At 71.8% G+C, this 16,143-nt stretch carries 17 protein-coding genes and 1 pseudogene; 2 read left to right on the top strand and 16 right to left on the bottom strand.

All coding sequences use genetic code 11. The features are described from left to right. Positions 1 to 37: 37 nt before the first annotated feature. The 4 genes from groL to ACIRU3_RS01495 all read right to left on the bottom strand — a co-directional run bounded on the left by groL (position 38) and on the right by ACIRU3_RS01495 (position 4,095). Entirely contained in the window at positions 38 to 1,660 is a 1,623-nt protein-coding gene (gene groL / locus ACIRU3_RS01480) for a chaperonin GroEL (protein ID WP_404049784.1), read from the bottom strand. A gap of 121 nt (positions 1,661 to 1,781) precedes the next feature. After that, positions 1,782 to 2,090 (bottom strand): co-chaperone GroES, encoded by a 309-nt coding sequence (gene groES, locus ACIRU3_RS01485; protein ID WP_057584642.1) that lies wholly within the window; start codon positions 2,088 to 2,090, stop codon positions 1,782 to 1,784. A gap of 215 nt (positions 2,091 to 2,305) precedes the next feature. Next, on the bottom strand, positions 2,306 to 3,115 hold the full coding sequence (locus ACIRU3_RS01490; protein WP_404049786.1) for a polysaccharide deacetylase family protein: 810 nt from the start codon (positions 3,113 to 3,115) through the stop codon (positions 2,306 to 2,308). A gap of 47 nt (positions 3,116 to 3,162) precedes the next feature. Continuing rightward, positions 3,163 to 4,095, bottom strand: a complete 933-nt coding sequence (locus tag ACIRU3_RS01495; protein ID WP_404049789.1) for a polysaccharide deacetylase family protein — start codon at positions 4,093 to 4,095, stop codon at positions 3,163 to 3,165. A 90-nt stretch (positions 4,096 to 4,185) separates the two neighbouring features. Here ACIRU3_RS01495 and ACIRU3_RS01500 point away from each other — a divergent pair, with 90 nt between their 5' ends. Beyond that, positions 4,186 to 5,361, top strand: a complete 1,176-nt coding sequence (locus ACIRU3_RS01500; RefSeq protein WP_404049792.1) for a methyltransferase domain-containing protein — start codon at positions 4,186 to 4,188, stop codon at positions 5,359 to 5,361. A gap of 70 nt (positions 5,362 to 5,431) precedes the next feature. Here the strand turns inward: ACIRU3_RS01500 and ACIRU3_RS01505 are convergent, their stop codons facing one another. The 8 genes and pseudogenes from ACIRU3_RS01505 to tsaB form a co-directional block, all read right to left on the bottom strand. After that, positions 5,432 to 6,691: an RNA polymerase sigma factor gene (locus tag ACIRU3_RS01505; protein ID WP_404049795.1), complete on the bottom strand. Its 1,260-nt coding sequence runs from the start codon at positions 6,689 to 6,691 to the stop codon at positions 5,432 to 5,434. Between the two features lie 61 nt (positions 6,692 to 6,752). Then, entirely contained in the window at positions 6,753 to 7,109 is a 357-nt protein-coding gene (locus ACIRU3_RS01510) for a YciI family protein (protein WP_404049797.1), read from the bottom strand. Positions 7,110 to 7,321: 212 nt separating this feature from the next. Beyond that, a complete protein-coding gene (locus ACIRU3_RS01515) occupies positions 7,322 to 8,317 on the bottom strand; it encodes an LCP family protein (RefSeq protein ID WP_404050530.1) in 996 nt (331 codons plus the stop codon). Between the two features lie 386 nt (positions 8,318 to 8,703). After that, positions 8,704 to 9,255 (bottom strand): annotated as a pseudogene (locus ACIRU3_RS01520) (substrate-binding domain-containing protein); the annotation flags it as partial. 245 nt (positions 9,256 to 9,500) lie between these two features. Beyond that, a complete protein-coding gene (locus tag ACIRU3_RS01525) occupies positions 9,501 to 9,767 on the bottom strand; it encodes a hypothetical protein (protein WP_404049800.1) in 267 nt (88 codons plus the stop codon). Next, entirely contained in the window at positions 9,764 to 10,849 is a 1,086-nt protein-coding gene (gene tsaD / locus ACIRU3_RS01530; protein ID WP_404049803.1) for a tRNA (adenosine(37)-N6)-threonylcarbamoyltransferase complex transferase subunit TsaD, read from the bottom strand. Before tsaD ends, ACIRU3_RS01525 begins: the two co-directional genes overlap by 4 nt. Further along, a complete protein-coding gene (gene rimI / locus ACIRU3_RS01535) occupies positions 10,842 to 11,372 on the bottom strand; it encodes a ribosomal protein S18-alanine N-acetyltransferase (RefSeq protein WP_404049806.1) in 531 nt (176 codons plus the stop codon). The genes tsaD and rimI overlap by 8 nt, the downstream gene beginning before the upstream one ends. Next, on the bottom strand, positions 11,369 to 12,025 hold the full coding sequence (tsaB, locus tag ACIRU3_RS01540; RefSeq protein WP_404049808.1) for a tRNA (adenosine(37)-N6)-threonylcarbamoyltransferase complex dimerization subunit type 1 TsaB: 657 nt from the start codon (positions 12,023 to 12,025) through the stop codon (positions 11,369 to 11,371). The genes rimI and tsaB overlap by 4 nt, the downstream gene beginning before the upstream one ends. 112 nt (positions 12,026 to 12,137) lie before the next feature. Between tsaB and ACIRU3_RS01545 the strand changes: the two genes are divergently transcribed. Beyond that, the gene (locus tag ACIRU3_RS01545) at positions 12,138 to 12,695 is read left to right on the top strand and encodes a hypothetical protein (RefSeq protein ID WP_404049811.1); all 558 of its coding nucleotides are present in this window, start codon (positions 12,138 to 12,140) and stop codon (positions 12,693 to 12,695) included. Between the two features lie 76 nt (positions 12,696 to 12,771). Here the strand turns inward: ACIRU3_RS01545 and ACIRU3_RS01550 are convergent, their stop codons facing one another. From ACIRU3_RS01550 to alr, 4 genes are all read right to left on the bottom strand, one after another. After that, positions 12,772 to 12,942: a hypothetical protein gene (locus ACIRU3_RS01550; protein WP_404049814.1), complete on the bottom strand. Its 171-nt coding sequence runs from the start codon at positions 12,940 to 12,942 to the stop codon at positions 12,772 to 12,774. Between the two features lie 128 nt (positions 12,943 to 13,070). Further along, complete coding sequence (gene tsaE, locus ACIRU3_RS01555; RefSeq protein WP_404049817.1) at positions 13,071 to 13,583, bottom strand: tRNA (adenosine(37)-N6)-threonylcarbamoyltransferase complex ATPase subunit type 1 TsaE; 513 nt, start codon at positions 13,581 to 13,583, stop codon at positions 13,071 to 13,073. Continuing rightward, on the bottom strand, positions 13,549 to 14,811 hold the full coding sequence (locus tag ACIRU3_RS01560) for an alpha/beta fold hydrolase (RefSeq protein ID WP_404049821.1): 1,263 nt from the start codon (positions 14,809 to 14,811) through the stop codon (positions 13,549 to 13,551). The genes tsaE and ACIRU3_RS01560 overlap by 35 nt, the downstream gene beginning before the upstream one ends. A gap of 139 nt (positions 14,812 to 14,950) precedes the next feature. Then, positions 14,951 to 16,120: an alanine racemase gene (gene alr, locus ACIRU3_RS01565; RefSeq protein ID WP_404049824.1), complete on the bottom strand. Its 1,170-nt coding sequence runs from the start codon at positions 16,118 to 16,120 to the stop codon at positions 14,951 to 14,953. Between the last annotated feature and the right edge of the window lie 23 nt (positions 16,121 to 16,143).

Raw genomic sequence — 16,143 nt, forward strand, 5'->3', positions numbered from 1 at the left:
ACCCCGAGGGGGTGCCGGGCCTCAGTGCTGAGGTGCCTCAGTGGGAGTGGCCGTGACCGTGGCCCGCCTCGGCCGGCTCCTCTTCCTTCTTCTCGACGACCAGGGTCTCGGTCGTGAGCAGCAGGGAGGCGATGGAGGCGGCGTTCTCCAGGGCGGAGCGGGTGACCTTGACCGGGTCGATGACGCCGGCCTTGACCAGGTCGCCGTACTCGCCGGAGGCGGCGTTGTAGCCGCTGCCCTTCTCCAGCTCCGCCACCTTGGAGACGATGACGTAGCCCTCGAGGCCGGCGTTCTCGGCGATCCAGCGCAGCGGCTCGACGGCGGCGCGGCGGACGACCGCGACACCCGTGGCCTCGTCGCCGGTCTTGCCGAGGTTGCCCTCCAGGACCTTGACGGCGTGGACCAGCGCGGAGCCACCACCGGAGACGATGCCCTCCTCGACCGCGGCGCGGGTCGCGGAGATGGCGTCCTCCAGACGGTGCTTCTTCTCCTTCAGCTCCACCTCGGTGGCGGCGCCGACCTTGATCACGCACACGCCGCCGGCCAGCTTCGCGAGGCGCTCCTGGAGCTTCTCGCGGTCCCAGTCGGAGTCGGTGTTCTCGATCTCGGCCTTGATCTGGGCGACGCGGCCGTGCACGTCCTCGGAGTTGCCGGCACCGTCGACGAGGGTCGTGTCGTCCTTGGTGACCGTCACGCGGCGGGCGGAGCCCAGCACGTCCAGGCCGACCTGGTCGAGCTTGAGGCCGACCTCCTCGGAGATGACGGTGGCGCCGGTGAGGACGGCCATGTCCTGCAGCATCGCCTTGCGGCGGTCGCCGAAGCCGGGGGCCTTGACCGCGACCGCGTTGAAGGTGCCGCGGATCTTGTTGACGACCAGGGTCGACAGGGCCTCGCCCTCGACGTCCTCGGCGATGATCAGCAGCGGCTTGGAGGCGCCCGCCTGGATGACCTTCTCCAGCAGCGGCAGCAGGTCGGCGATGGAGCCGATCTTGCCCTGCGTGATCAGGATGTACGGGTCTTCGAGGACGGCCTCCATGCGCTCCTGGTCCGTCACGAAGTACGGCGACAGGTAGCCCTTGTCGAAGGCCATGCCCTCGGTGAAGTCCAGCTCCAGACCGAAGGTGTTGGACTCCTCGACGGTGATGACACCGTCCTTGCCGACCTTGTCCATGGCCTCGGCGATCAGCTCGCCGACCTGCTGGTCCTGGGCGGACAGCGCGGCCACGGCGGCGATGTCGGACTTCTCGTCGATCGGGCGGGCCGAGGCCAGCAGCTCGTCGGAGACGGCCTTGACCGCGGCGTCGATGCCCTTCTTCAGGGCGGCCGGGGAGGCGCCGGCGGCGACGTTCTTCAGGCCCTCGCGCACCAGCGCCTGGGCGAGCACGGTGGCGGTGGTGGTGCCGTCACCAGCGATGTCGTTGGTCTTGGTCGCCACCTCCTTCACCAGCTGGGCGCCGAGGTTCTCGTACGGGTCCTCGATCTCGACCTCGCGGGCGATCGTGACACCGTCGTTGGTGATGGTGGGGGCGCCGAACTTCTTGTCGATGACGACGTTGCGGCCCTTGGGGCCGATCGTCACCTTCACCGTGTCGGCCAGCTTGTTGACGCCGCGCTCGAGGGCGCGACGGGCGTCCTCGTCGAACTTCAGGATCTTCGCCATGACAGCGGGAGCCCTCTCGGAGATCTGATGGATGAAAAAAGAACTGCGCCCCGGCGCCCGGCTTCTTAGGTGGTCGCGGGTGCCAGGGGCGCAGCTGAAAGCAACTGAGTGCTCGAGGTGACTACTTCTCGATGATCGCGAGGACGTCGCGAGCCGAGAGGACGAGGAACTCCTCGCCGTTGTACTTCACCTCGGTGCCGCCGTACTTGCTGTACAGGACGACGTCGCCGACCTTGACGTCGAGCGGCAGGCGCTCACCGTTCTCGAAACGGCCCGGACCCACGGCGAGGACGGCGCCCTCCTGGGGCTTCTCCTTCGCGGTGTCCGGGATGACCAGGCCAGAGGCGGTGGTCTGCTCGGCGTCGAGCGGCTGGACCACAATGCGGTCCTCGAGCGGCTTGATGGCAACCTTGGAGCTGGTGGTCGTCACGATCCGACCTCCCCCTTCGGAGATCTCACGGGGTTAACTGTCTGAGGTGGCGACCAGGTCGATCCGTCGTCGCGGGTGCCGGACCTGCCCGTCGCGTGTTTGGCACTCTCATCTGCCGAGTGCCAGAGCCGAGACTATGACTGCAATTAGCACTCGGTCAAGCGGAGTGCCAATGCCGTGCGGCGCGTCGGCCTGGTTCGTGCCTGACGGGCCGCCTAGTGCAGGTAGTCCTCGAGGCGTCCCACCGTCAGTCCCCTGGCCTGCACCCGGCGCAGCAGGCGCGTCGTGCGCTGCTTCAGGGTGGGGCCGGTGGCCTCGTCGGGACCGACCAGGACGATGTCGCCCGGACACAGGTGCCGTTCACCCCGGCCGTAGCTGATGCCGTCGGAGGTCATCGCGGCGCGCCACAGGACGAGCGTGGAGATGCCGCAGTCGGCCGCCGCGCGCAGGGTGGTGGTGTCGTAGGTGCCGTAGGGCGGGCGGAAGAGGCGGGGGCGGACCCCGAAGCGGGACTTGAGTTTGTCCTGCTGGCCGCAGATCTCGGCGCGCTGGCCGGCGTACGGCAGTCCGGGCATCGCCGGGTGGTCGAGGGTGTGGTTCTCGATGTCGGCACCGACCGCGCGGAGGCGGGCGAAATGGCCGTACCCGGGTCCCACGACGCTGTCGGTGAGGAAGAAGCTGACCGGCAGCCGCAGTTCGCGGACCATGTCGACGAATCGCGGGTCCCTTTCGGCGCCGTCGTCGTAGGTGAGGAAGACGACCTTGTCGGTGGTGGCGACGTGGTCCACGACCCGGGGCGGGGAACCGTCCGCCCGATGGGTCGTCAGGGGCCGGACCGGGTGGCTGGGCGGCGCGGCGAGCGGGGCGGTCAGGCCCCAGCGGCGGTAGGCCTCGTTTCCGGCCCGGCCGGGCGGCCGCACCCCTTGGGCCGCCCGTTTGCCGAGGCGTTCGATGGGGTCGACGGACTGGGCGCAGCCCGCGAGGAGAAGGGCCGAGGCGAGTGCGGCGGCCAGCCCGGCCCGCACCCGTCCCTGACCGTTCCCCGGGCCGCGCCCCGGTCGCCCCCGGTGCCTCACAGGTAGTCCTCCAGGCGCGCCACGGCGTACCCCTCGCGCGTGACCTTGTTCAGGAACCTGCGCATGTCGTCGACCATGGTGCCGTCCCAGTCGTCGCGGCCGCGGAAGTGGGTGAGCACGATGTCGCCGGGGTGCAGGCCGCGGTCCCACTCGCGGTACTCCCAGTGGTCGACGAAGACCTCCTCGTCCCAGATCGGCGCGTATCTGATCCCGCAGGCCTTGGCGGCGCGCAGGGTGTCGCCGTTGTAGTTGCCGTAGGGCGGGCGGAAGACGGTCGGCGCCTTGCCGAACTGCTTCTTCATGATGTCCTGCATGCCGCAGATCTCGTCCTTCTGCTCCTCGTAGGACAGGCCGGGCAGATAGGGGTGGGTGAGGGTGTGGTTGTTGAGGGTGTGGCCCTGGGACTGCATCGTGCGGAAATAGTTGTAGTCGTCCTTGACCAGGTAGTTGCTGAGGAACGCCGTGTAGGGGATCTTCAGGTCGCTCATCATGCGCAGGAACGCCGGGTCCTTCTCGGCGCCGTCGTCGATGGTGAGGAAGACGACCTTCTGCCTGGTGGGGACGGAGGTGAAGACCGGCGGCAGGTTCTCCTCCTGCTGGCCGTCCACCTCGAAGCCGTCGCGCGGGGTGATCTTCGGCTTTCTGGCCGGCGGCGCGGGGGGCGTCAGCGGCACCTGCTTCAGGTTCCAGTGCTGGGCGGCGGCGACCAGCCGGGCGTGTTCGGCGGCGCGACGGGCCCGGGGGTCCAGCGCCTGGCCGGGGCCGCCCTGGCCGGACTGCCGTCCGGGGGTGCCCCCGGCGCCGGAGTCGGCGTCCTGGGCGGCGCAGCCGGAGAGCACGGCGGCGGAGGCCAGTGCGGCCGCCCCGCAGCGGAGGGCGGCCCCGCGGAACCCTGCCCGACTTTTGTCATTTTGTACTACTAGTCGCATGGCGTCGGATCCTCCCAGGCCCCGGCCCCGAACCCGGCCCGACACCGCGGCCGGAGGCGAACCATCCACCGACTGGCCCACAATGACCCGGTGAACGACCTCGCCCCTCTCCTCACCCCCGAAGGCCGCGCCCTCCTCGACGAGGTGCGCGACACCGACCCCGCACAGGAGCTGGCCGTCGCCACCCGGCTGCGGCGCGAGCACCCCGCCGAGCTGGTGTCGGCGGCGCTGGGGCAGGCACGGCTGCGGCAGCGGGCGGCGGCGAAGTTCGGGGCCGAGGACGCGCGGCGGATGTTCTTCACACCGAACGGGGTCGAGCAGTCGACCCGGGCGAGCGTGGCGGCGTACCGGGCGGAGCGCATGAAGGAGCTGGGCGTGACCTCGGTCGCCGACCTGTGCTGCGGGATCGGCGGCGACGCGATCACGCTGGCCCGGGCCGGGATCAGAGTGCTCGCCGTGGACCGGGACCCGCTGACGGCGGCCGCGGCACGGGCGAACGCCGAGGCGCTGGGGCTCACGGAGCTGATCGAGGTACGGGAGGCGGACGTCACGGAGGTGAGCACGGCGGGCTACGACGCCGTGTTCGTGGATCCGGCGCGACGGGGCGGGCGGGGCCGGATCTTCGACCCGGAGGCGTACTCGCCACCCCTGTCCTGGGCGGTCGCCACCGCCCTCGGGGCTCCCCGCGCCGCCCTGAAGATCGCACCCGGCATTCCGCACGAGGCGATCCCCGTCGAGGCCGAGGCCGAGTGGATCTCGGACGGCGGGGACGTGAAGGAGGCGGTGCTGTGGTTCGGGACCGAGCCCGGACTGGTCCGGGCCACCCTGCTGCCGGGACCGCGCACCCTCCGCTCCCGGGGCCTGCCCGATCCCCATGTCAGGTCCGTGGGGCGGTACTTGTACGAGCCCGACGGCGCTGTCATCCGCGCCCATCTGGTCGCGGACGTGGCCGAAGAGGTCGGCGGCGGCCTCGTCGACGAGACCATCGCGTATGTCACGGCCGACGAACTGCGCCCCACCGCGTACGCCGTCGCCTACGAGATCACGGATCAACTCCACTTCAGCGTAAAGAAGTTGAAGGCCCTGCTGCGCGAGCGCGAGGTCGGCACGCTGACCGTGAAGAAGCGGGGGTCGGCGGTGGAGCCGGAGGAACTGCGCAAGAAGGTCAAGCCACAGGGGCCGGGCGCGGCGACGGTGTTCCTCACCCGGGTCGCGGGGGCCCCGACCATGCTGATCGGGGCCCCCGCGAGGCCGGTTGCCGGCTGACCGTCGTACGCGAACGGCGCGCGGTCCGGGCGTGCTCAGGCGCCCGCGGAGCCCGCGGAGCCCGGCAGGTTCACCGACCGGGCAGGGAATGCAGTCTCGCGAGCAGCAGCTGCCGCTCGCGTTCGTTGCGCGTCAGCCCCGCCGCCCGCACGAACTCCGCGCGTGCCTCGGCGGTACGCCCCAGCCGCGCCAGCAGGTCGCCCCGCACGCTGGGCAGCAGGTGGTAGTCCCGCAGGGCGGGTTCGGCGGCCAGGGCGTCCACCAGCTTCAGTCCCTCGGCCGGGCCCTCGGCCATCGACACGGCGACGGCACGGTTCAGTTCCACGACCGGGGACGGGGAGCGGGCCGCGAGCAGGCCGTACAGAGTGGCGATGGTCCGCCAGTCGGTCTCCTCGTAGGTGTACACGTGCGCGTGGCAGGCGGCGATGGCCGCCTGGAGGGCGTAGGGGCCGGGGGCGCCGGTGGCGGTGGCGTCGGCGCGGCCGAGGGCCTGGATGCCGCGGGCGATGAGCATCCGGTTCCAGCGGCGGCGGTTCTGGTCCTTCAGGAGCACCGGTGTGCCGTCGGGTCCGGTGCGGGCGGCCGTGCGGGAGGCCTGGAACTCCAGGAGCGAGGTCAGGGCGTGCACCTCGGGCTCCTCGGGCATCAGCGAGGAGAGCACCCGGGCCAGGCGCAGGGCGTCCTCGCACAGACCCGGACGCAGCAGGTCGTCTCCGGCGGTGGCCGCGTATCCCTCGTTGAAGATCAGGTAGATGACGTCCAGGACGGAGCCGAGGCGGGCCTCGCGGTCGGGGCCGTACGGCACCTCGAAAGCGACGTTCCGCGTGGCCAGGGTGCGCTTGGCACGGACGATGCGCTGGGCGATCGTCGCCTCCGGCACGAGGTGGGCACGGGCGATCTCGGCCGTGCTCAGGCCGCCGAGCAGGCGCAGGGTGAGCGCGGTGCGGGCCTCGCGGGACAGCACCGGGTGGCAGGTGGTGAAGACGAGCCGCAGCAGGTCGTCGTCGATGTCGTCCGGGTCGGCGGGCTCCTCCGGCAGAGCCGTGGTCTCCAGGTCCCGGCCGATCTCGGAGAGCTTGCGGGCGTAGTTCTCACGGCGCCGGACCAGGTCGACGGCGCGGTGCCGGGCGGTGGCCATGAGCCAGGCGCCGGGGTTGTCGGGCACACCGTCCCTGGGCCATCGCTCCAGCGCCGCCACCAGCGCGTCCTGCGCCAGCTCCTCGGCGATGCCGACGTCCCGCACGATCCGGGCGACGCCGGCGACGACCCGCGGGGACTCCAGCCGGAAGACGGTCTCGATCGCGTGCGCCGCGGTGGGCTGTGGTTCCACAGCCCACCATGCAACACCCCCGGGCGGCCCGGGGCCAAGGCGGACCCGGCCCGCGGCGGGCTCAGCCCTCGGCGATCTCCCGCACCTCGCAGGTCACGGTCCAGAACTCCTCGTGGACCTGCAGGAACCGCTTGGTCCACTCCAGGGCCTCGGCCCTGTCCTTGCACTGCATGATCGCGTAGCCGCCGATGACCTCCTTGGACTCGGTGAACGGCCCGTCGGTGACGGAGATCCTCCCGCCCTCCCAACGCACCCGGGTGCCCTGGGCGGAGGGGGTCAGACCGGCGGTGTCGAGCATGACGCCGGCCTTGGTGACCTCCTCGATCAGCTCGCCCATCCGCTGCATCAGGCCCTCACTGGGACCCTCGGCGGGAGCGGAGGCCTCGTCGATGCGCACGAGCGACAGGTAGCGGGGCATGGTGACTCCTCGGGTAGGAGCGGCAGGGCCGGTCCCCGCCGCTCACCCATGCGTCGATCGGGAGACACCCGCATCGACACGCTCGCGAAGATTCCCCGAAGAATTTCTTTCCGGAGCCGTACGGTGGCCGGGTCGGCGTGTCCGTCGCCGTTGCTGTGCGGGTCGCACCGTCGGCCGTGCCGCCGGTCGTGCCTCTCGGCCGGCCTCGCCGCTCAGCGCAGCGAGTCCCACAGCGCGCTCGCCGCCGGTTCTCTCGCCACCACCCGGTTGTGGTCGGAGGGTGCCGCGACGACCGGCATCATGACCGTCTTCACATGGCCGGCCGTGAGGCCCTTCAGGCTCTGGCCGAGCTTCATCAGCTCGCCCAGGGAGTCCAGGCCGGTGTCCGTGGTGAGGCTGGCGGTGACCGCGTCGGCGACCCGGTAGAGCTTGGTGGGGTCGGTGAGGAGACTGGTCGTGGCCATCTGTTCCAGCAGGGCCTTCACCAGCTTCTGCTGGAGGCCTATGCGGCCCAGGTCGCTGCCGCCGCCTATGCCGTACCGGGTGCGGGCGAGGGCCAGGGCCCGGGTGCCGTTCAGATGGTGGGTGCCGGCCCCGAGGTGGAGATGGCTCTTGTCGTCGTCGATGTCCTGGTCGGTGGTGACCGTGACCCCGCCTAGTGCGTTCACCAGCTTGGCGAAGCCGGAGAAGTCGATCTCGATGTAGTGGTCCATGCGGACGTCCGTGATCGATTCGACGGTCTTCACCGCGCACACCGGTCCGCCCATCGCGTAGGCGCTGTTGAACATCGTGTTGTACGACACCGCCGTCGAGCCCCCGGAGGACAGCGGGCAGGACGGGCGGGTGACGAGGGTGTCGCGCGGGATGCTGACGACGGTCGCCCTCGTCCGGCCGGCGTCGATGTGCACCACCATCGCCGTGTCGGAACGGGCGCCGGAGCTGTCGCCCCCGCCCAGCTCCTGGTTGGCCCTGCCGCTGCGCGAGTCGGAGCCGAGGACCAGGATGTTCAGGGCCCCGGTCGGCAGCGGGGTGGCGCCGGCCGAGGCGGACGCGGCCGGGGTGACCTGGGCCTTCGCCGGACGGTTGTCGCCGAGCGCGCTGTCGATGTCGACGCTCTTGATGTTGTCGTCGAGGCGCCAGTACGCATAGCCGGCGCCGGCCAGGCCCAGCACCAGGGCACCCGCCAGGGCCAGGCCGACGGCCCTCATCGCTCCCGACCGCCGGCCCGCCCGTACGCCCGCGTCGCCTTGCTCCTCGTGTCGCGTCACGGGCAGGAACGTAAGTCCGAATTATTAGCGGACTGTTAGGGGAGACCGTAGGAGTCGGATTTCTCGGGAAATTCTCATCCCGACGTCATCGTGAGGGCTTCGGCAGCGGCACGACGGACTCGAAGTCGGCGGCCCGCCGGGCGAGTTCGGCGCTGATGGCGTTCTGCTCAGGAGAGACCACATCACCGTAGGCGTCTTCGAAAGTTTCGAGTGAACAACCGACTTGCTTCGGGGCGGTGCGGGACGAGGCAGGGCAGAGTGAGGTGGGCCGGAAGCGGCCGGCCCCCGGCACCCGTCGGCACCCGTCGGCACCCGGACCGCTGGACCGCCGGAGGCGCTCCCGTGCTGGACCGCACCACCAGGCTCGTCGCCAGCTCCACCCGGGTCGCCGCCCGCTCCTCCCGCGCGCGCCCCAGCTCCAGCACCAGCCGGGCCGCCGCCTCCGCCATCTCCGTGAGCGGCTGCCGTACGGTCGTCAGCGGCGGGCCCACCCAGCGGGCCACCGGCAGATCGTCGAAGCCGACCACACTCAGGTCCTCCGGGATGCGCAGGCCCAGCTCGCGCGCGGCCTCGTACAGACCCAGCGCCTGCAGGTCGTTGCCCGCGAAGACGGCGGTGGGCCGGTCGGGGCCGTCCAGCAGCTCCAGGCCCAGGCGGTGGCCGGAGTCGTGGTGGAAGTCCCCGGTCCTGATCAGCCCCGGGTCGACGGGGAGCCCCGCGGTCTCCAGGGCGGCCCGGTAGCCGTCGAGACGGGCGCGGCTGCACATCATCCGGGAGGGTCCGCTGATCGCGCCGATCCGGCTGTGCCCGAGTTCCACCAGGTGACGGGTGGCCGCGAGGCCGCCCTGCCAGTTGGTGGCGCCGATGGAGGGGACGTCCGGGCGAGCGGCGGCTGCGGTGCGAGACGGCGACAGAACCCGCACCCTGACGTGATCACAAAAGCGCCCCGCCCCCGGATACCCGGGGGCGGGGCGTCATGGAGCACCGGGCAGGCCTTGCACCTGCATCTCCCCGCAGGAAGCGGGACGTCTTTCCTTGGACCACCAACGCACTGCGTCCGGACCGGTGTTCCGGTCGTTCGCTATGTGATGATCATAGCGGATGGACGGGCTCTCGCGCCACTTCAGCGTTCCGGTTCCGCGTCGACCGTCTCGAAGCGCCACCGGTGCACCACCCGCGTCACCAACTCCCCCGTCGGCTCGGGAAGTTCCGGAAGCTCGGCGTCGTACGCCGCGTCCCACCACGTGATGACCAGCACCCGGTCCTGCGGGGCACGGAAGGTCTCGCGGCGCAGGGGCTCCCGGGCGAGCCGCCGGGTCCGGGCCCAGGCGAGCAGTTCCTCGCCGCGGCCCGCTGCGGCCCGGGCCTCCCACATCAGGGCGACCGTCACGAGTACAGGTTCTCCTTGCTGACCTCGTGCACATGGTCGTGGCCCGGGACGTGCGGGTCCGTCACCGGCAGGGAGGAGTCGGCGGACAGGTCCCAGCTGGAGGCGGACCGGTTGCGGGAGACCATCTCGGCGCCGAGGGCCGCGACCATCGCACCGTTGTCCGTGCACAGCTTGGGGCGCGGGACGCGCAGCCGGATGCCGGCCGCCTCGCAGCGCTCCTGGGCGAGGACGCGCAGGCGGGAGTTGGCGGCGACACCGCCGCCGATCATCAGGTGGTCGACACCCTGGTCCTTGCAGGCGCGGACCGCCTTGCGGGTGAGGACGTCGACCACGGCCTCCTGGAAGGAGGCGGCCACGTCACGGACCGGCACCTCCTCGCCGGCGGCGCGCTTGGCCTCGATCCAGCGGGCCACGGCGGTCTTCAGGCCGGAGAAGGAGAAGTCGTACGCCGGGTCACGCGAACCGGTGAGGCCGCGCGGGAAGGCGATCGCCTGCGGGTCGCCCTCGCGGGCGTAGCGGTCGATGACGGGACCGCCGGGGAAGCCCAGGTTCAGTACTCGGGCGATCTTGTCGAAGGCCTCGCCGGCCGCGTCGTCGATGGTCGAGCCCATCGGCCGGACGTCGGAGGTGATGTCCTCGGACAGGAGGAGGGAGGAGTGGCCGCCGGACACCAGCAGGGCCATGGTCGGCTCGGGCAGCGGGCCGTGCTCCAGCTGGTCCACGCAGATGTGGGACGCCAGGTGGTTGACCCCGTAGAGGGGCTTGCCGAGCGCGTAGGCGTACGCCTTGGCGGCCGAGACGCCGACCAGCAGGGCGCCCGCGAGGCCCGGCCCCGCGGTGACCGCGATGCCGTCGAGGTCCTTCGCCGAGACGCCCGCCTCCTTCAGGGCACGGTCGATGGTCGGGACCATCGCCTCCAGGTGGGCCCGGGACGCCACCTCGGGTACGACACCGCCGAAGCGCGCGTGCTCGTCGACGCTGGAGGCGATGGCGTCCGCCAGCAGGGTGGTGCCGCGGACGATGCCGACGCCGGTCTCGTCGCAGGAGGTCTCGATGCCGAGGACGAGAGGTTCGTCAGTCATTGGTCTCGGTTCCTTGTACGGAGGAAGAACCCGCGGCGGAGCCGCCATTGGATTCCGTGGTCAGGCGCATCACCAGGGCGTCCACGTTCCCCGGCTGGTAATAGCCGCGTCTGAAGCCGATGGGCTCGAAGCCGAAGCGCTCGTAGAGCTTCTGTGCCCGGACGTTGTCGACCCGGCATTCGAGCAGGATCTCGTGGCACTCGAAGGCGGTGGCGGCCTTCAGCAGCTCGGTCAGCAGGCGGCCGCCGAGGCCGGTGCCCTGCAGGTCGCGGGCCACGGCGATGGTCTGGACGTCGGCCAGCTCGCCGGAGGAGGCCAGGCCCGCGTAGCCGAGGATGCGGCCGGCGTCCTCGGCGACGAGGTAGCGCCGGGTCGCCTCGGCGCCCCGGGAATGGGCCAGCTCGGACCAGAACATGCCCCGGGACCAGGCGTCCTCGGGGAACAGGTCCTTCTCCAGCTCCAGGACCGGGTCGATGTCCCACCAGCGCATCTCACGCAGTCGGGGGGTTGCCGGTTCCGTCACTTGGGGGTGACCACCTTGTAGTTCTTGGGGACCTGGGCGTCGGGACGGCGCAGGTACAGCGGACGCGGCGCCGGGAGCTCCTCGCCGGCGGCCAGCTTCTCGGCGGCCAGCGAGGCCAGGGCGGCGGCGGACACGTGCTCGGGCTCGTGGGCGCTCGGGAACGTGTCCGGGTAGAGCAGCGCGCCGGCGCCGACCGCGGGGAGCCCGGCGACCCGCTCGGCGATGTCGGCGGGGCGGTCGACGGCCGGGCCGGTCAGGCGGGTGCGGGAGTCGGCGTAGGTCGCCCAGTAGACCTCCTTGCGCCGGGCGTCGGTCGCCACGACGAAGGGGCCCTTCTCGATGTCGGCGGCATAGGCGAGGCCGTCCAGCGTGCACACGCCGTGGACGGGGACGCCGAGCGCGAGACCGAAGGTGTCGGCGGTCATCAGGCCGACGCGCAGGCCGGTGTAGGGGCCGGGGCCGATGCCGACGGCGATCCCGGTGACGGCCTCCAGCTTGAGCCCCGCCTCGGCCAGTACACGGTCGACGGCCGGCAGCAGCAGCTCTCCGTGCCGGCGCGCGTCCACCTGACTCGACGAGGCGATGACGTCCGTACCGTCGTGCAGCGCGACGGTGACGGCGGGGGTGGCGGTATCCAGAGCGAGCAAGAGCACGCGAACAGCCTACGGCGCCCGCGGCTCGTGCATCGCCGTCCGGGGCGGATCGTGACTGACTGCTACGGTCTGTACGAAGTACGACATATGACTCAAGGCAGAGGTGGCGCACGTGGCAGGGACCAGCTCGGGGATCGTGGCCGGCCTGACCGCGGTGGCCCTCAGCACCGTCGGATTCCTCGCCTACCAGGCGTCGGCGACCGTCCCGCCGGGCCTGGGCGGCCGGCTCGGGGCGGGCGCGTCGCCCTCGGCGACCGTCAGCAAGGCGCCGCGCGACCAGCACAATCCGGGCGCCCTGCCGAGCGGTTCCGGCACGGGTGAACGGGTCGTGTACTCGGTGGACGACGACCGGGTCTGGCTGGTCGACGAGCGGAGCCGGGTGCAGCGCAGCTTCGGGGTGCGGCCCGGTACCGTCGACCCGCCCGTGGGGACGTTCTGGGTCACGTCCCGCTCCAACGCCGTCACCGGGACGGACGGCCTCCCGATCGAGCACGTCGTGCGCTTCACCAGCGTGGACGGGGTGGTGATCGGCTTCAGCGCGGCGGTGAGCAGCGGCTCGGCCACGACCACCGGGGCGGTGCAGACGGGCGGCATCCGGGAGCGGCGGGAGGACGGCGACGCGATGTGGAAGTTCGCGACGATCGGCGTACCGGTCGTGGTGATCCGCTAGGCCTACGCCCTTGAGGCAGTGCGGGAACGCGTGCCGGACCCCACGATTCCGGCATGATCCGCCGGACCGGCCCTGGCTAGGCGGCCGTGCGGTGCCTCTGTACCGGCTCGGCCTTCTCGGGCTCGGGCCCGCGCGGTGGCCGGGAGATCGCGTCCGCGGCCGCGCACGACGCCAGCAGGTCGCGCATGGACACCGCGGTGCCCACGGCCGGCTCGGCCGGCTGCGCCGTGGATCGAGAAGCGGGCATGGACGCCTCCTGAGGTGCGGGGGCGGAGCGTGGTTAGGCACACCTAACCACGGGCTGGATACCATGTGACCACGCCCGGGACGTCCTGCGCAATATGTTGCCGACGGCTTGTCGGAAAGTACGGCGGATCAGGCCGCGAGCGTCTCCAGGGCGGCTTCCGCCCAGCGCCCCCCGAGCCCGGTGACCGTCACGTGCCGCACCTCGTCCGTGGTGTCTCCGACGGCCCGGTGGATGACGATCTGCAGCCGGTCGTCGGTGAGCTCCTCGATCTTGCCCTCGCCCCACTCCACGACGATCACCGAGTCGGTCAGGGACACATCGAGGTCCAGGTCCTCCATCTCGTCGAGGCCGCCGGAGAGCCGGTAGGCGTCGACGTGGACGAGCGGCGGCCCGTCGCCGAGGGAGGGGTGCACCCGGGCGATCACGAAGGTCGGCGAGGTGACCGCGCCGCGCACCCCGAGCCCCTCGCCGAGTCCGCGGGTCAGTGTCGTCTTGCCCGCGCCCAGCTCCCCGCTGAGCATCACCAGGTCGCCCGCGCGCAGCAGCTTGGCCAGCCGGCGGCCCAGCTCCCGCATCTGCTCGGGAGACGTGACGGTCAGCCGGGTCTCAGCGTGGTTGTGCGGTGCTGCTGGTGCTTCCATAGCCACTTACCGTAGCCCCTGCGGGCACGGCACCCGCGCGGGTGAGCAGGTCGGCAAGGCGGTCGGTGACCGCTTCCGGGTGTTCCAGCATGACCAGGTGCCCGGCGTCCGGCACGAGCACCAGCTCGGCGTCCGGGAGCAGGTCGGCGACGGCCTCGCTGTGTTCGCTGGGTGTGACCAGGTCCTGCACCCCGGCCAGCACGAGCACGGGGATGTCCCGGAAGCAGGCGAGGGCCTCGGTCTTGTCGTGGTCGGTGAAGGCCGGGTAGAACTCGGCGACCACGTCGATCGGCGTGGACTCGATCATCCGCTCGGCGAACCGCTCGACGGCCGGGTCGACGTCCCGGGACGCGAACGAGTACCGCTTGATGATCCCGGCGAACAGATCGGCGGTGGCCCTGCGGCCCTTCTCCACCAGTTCCGCCTGCTGCCCGAGCGCCTTCAGCACGCCGGGGAGGATCCGGCGCACCGCGTTGACGCCGGCCAGGGGCAGCCCGAAGTTGACTTCGCCGAGCCGTCCCGAGGAGCTGCCGACGAAGGCGGTGGCGACCACCCTCTCCCGGATCAGCTCCGGGTACTGGGCGGCCAGCGCCATCACCGTCATCCCGCCCATGGAGTGGCCGACCAGCACGATCGGCCCGTCCGGTACGGCCGCGTCGAGAACCGCCTTCAGGTCGCGGCCGAGCTGGTCGATGGTGACGGGCACGCCGTCCTGGGTCTGGGCCACGCCCCGCCCGGACCGCCCGTGGCTGCGCTGGTCCCAGTGCACGGTCCGGACGACCCCGCGCAGGGCCGCGCGCTGGAAGTGCCAGGAGTCCTGGCTGAGGCAGTAGCCGTGGCAGAAGACCACGGTGACCGGGGCGGGTGCCTTGCGGCCGAAGAGCCGGCGGCGGCGTGGGGAGACGTTCGGGCCGGGGTCGGGTTCGACGTCGTCGACCTCGTAGTACAGCTCGGTGCCGTCGTCGGCGGGCGCCTTGCCGGGGGTGCCGCGCAGGGTGCCGTAGGGGCCCGCCGAGTCGAGCGCGAGCCGGGCCTTGCGGCGCATCCCGCGGCCGACGGTCATCCGCTCGATGGCGACACCGGCGGCGGCGCCCGCGGCGAGGACACCTATCGCGGCACCGGCGATGCCGGTCGCCCTGCGCCAGCTCCCGGCCGCCTCCGCTGCGGAGGCGGCGGCGGCCGCCGAGGCGACGGCGTCCGCCACGGCCTCCGCACTGCTCTCGCTCACGTACCGCTCCTCTTCGCGTACTGCAGTTCGCTGGGTGAATGAAACAGGTGGTGCCGATGTGGCTCGTGCGGTCCAGTGTGGTGCGTGTTGCCGGTCGTGACGGGTGTGACCGAGCGTGAGATGCCCGACCCCGAAGGGGTTACCCCTCTTCTTCTTCCCCGTTCACATAGACGCGAGGAACACGCGTTCCGATCCGTGTGACGATTTCGTACGCGATCGTGCCGCAGGCCTGCGCCCAGTCCTCGGCGGTCGGCTCGCCGCGGTCGCCGGGTCCGAACAGCACCGCCTCCGTGCCCACCGCCGGCTCGTCCCCGCCGAGGTCGACCACGAACTGGTCCATCGCGACCCGCCCGGCGACCGTCCGCCACTTGCCGTCGACCAGCACCGGCCCGATGCCGGAGGCGTGCCGGGGAATGCCGTCCGCGTAGCCGACGGGAACCAGGCCGAGGGTGGTCTCGCCGGGGGTGACGTAGTGGTGGCCGTAGCTGACACCGTGGCCGCCCGGCACATGCTTGACCAGCGCCAGCGACGCGCTCAGCGTCATCACCGGCCGCAGCCCGAAGTCGGCGGGCGTGCCGATCTCCGGGCTGGGCGAGACGCCGTACATGGCGATACCGGGACGCACCAGGTCGAAATAGGTCTCCGGAAGGGTGAGCGTGGCCGGGGAGTTGGCGATGTGCCGCACCTCGGGGCGCACACCCTGCTCCTCGGCGTACGCCACCATCTCCCGGAACCTGGTGAGCTGGGCGGCGATGGACGGATGCCCGGGTTCGTCGGCGCACGCGAAGTGGGACCACAGACCGGTGACCCGGAGCAGCCCCTCGCGCTCGGCGCGCAGGGCTTCGCCGACCAGCTCGGGCCAGTCGGCGGGCTGGCAGCCGTTGCGCCCGAGGCCGGTGTCGGCCTTCAGCTGCACCCGTGCGGTCCTGCCCGCCTGCCGCGCGGCCTCCGTCACTTCCCGCAGCGCCCACATCCCGCTGAGCGAGACGTCGATGTCCGCCTCGACGGCCTGCCGCCAGGGCCCGCCGGGCACCCACAGCCAGCACAGGACGCGCGTGTCCAGACCGGCGGCGCGCAGCGCGAGCGCCTCCTCCGGTGTGGCCGTGCCGAGCCAGCCGGCCCCCGCCTCGACGGCCGCGCGGGCACACGGCACCGCCCCGTGTCCGTAGGCGTCGGATTTGACGACGGCCATCAGGGCCGCGCCCTCGGCCCGGGCACACAGGGCTCGTACATTGGCGCGCAGGGCGGCCAGATCGATCTCGGCCCGGGCGCGCAGGGGCGCGGTCGGCACAGCTGCAGTCTCACTCATGGCGCCCCCAGTCTCTCAGAGGG

This window comes from Streptomyces sp. NPDC101151, assembly GCF_044768335.1.
Lineage (GTDB): Bacteria > Actinomycetota > Actinomycetes > Streptomycetales > Streptomycetaceae > Streptomyces.

Bases quoted from the DNA above. Each gene is read 5' to 3' on its own strand.
- ACIRU3_RS01495 (WP_404049789.1), bottom strand. From the start codon at position 4,095: ATGCGACTAGTAGTACAAAATGACAAAAGTCGGGCAGGGTTCCGCGGG.
- tsaE (WP_404049817.1), bottom strand. From the start codon at position 13,583: ATGGAAGCACCAGCAGCACCGCACAACCACGCTGAGACCCGGCTGACC.
- alr (WP_404049824.1), bottom strand. From the start codon at position 16,120: ATGAGTGAGACTGCAGCTGTGCCGACCGCGCCCCTGCGCGCCCGGGCC.
- ACIRU3_RS01510 (WP_404049797.1), bottom strand. From the start codon at position 7,109: ATGCCCCGCTACCTGTCGCTCGTGCGCATCGACGAGGCCTCCGCTCCC.
- groL (WP_404049784.1), bottom strand. From the start codon at position 1,660: ATGGCGAAGATCCTGAAGTTCGACGAGGACGCCCGTCGCGCCCTCGAG.
- tsaD (WP_404049803.1), bottom strand. From the start codon at position 10,849: ATGACTGACGAACCTCTCGTCCTCGGCATCGAGACCTCCTGCGACGAG.
- ACIRU3_RS01550 (WP_404049814.1), bottom strand. From the start codon at position 12,942: ATGCCCGCTTCTCGATCCACGGCGCAGCCGGCCGAGCCGGCCGTGGGC.
- ACIRU3_RS01515 (WP_404050530.1), bottom strand. From the start codon at position 8,317: ATGAGGGCCGTCGGCCTGGCCCTGGCGGGTGCCCTGGTGCTGGGCCTG.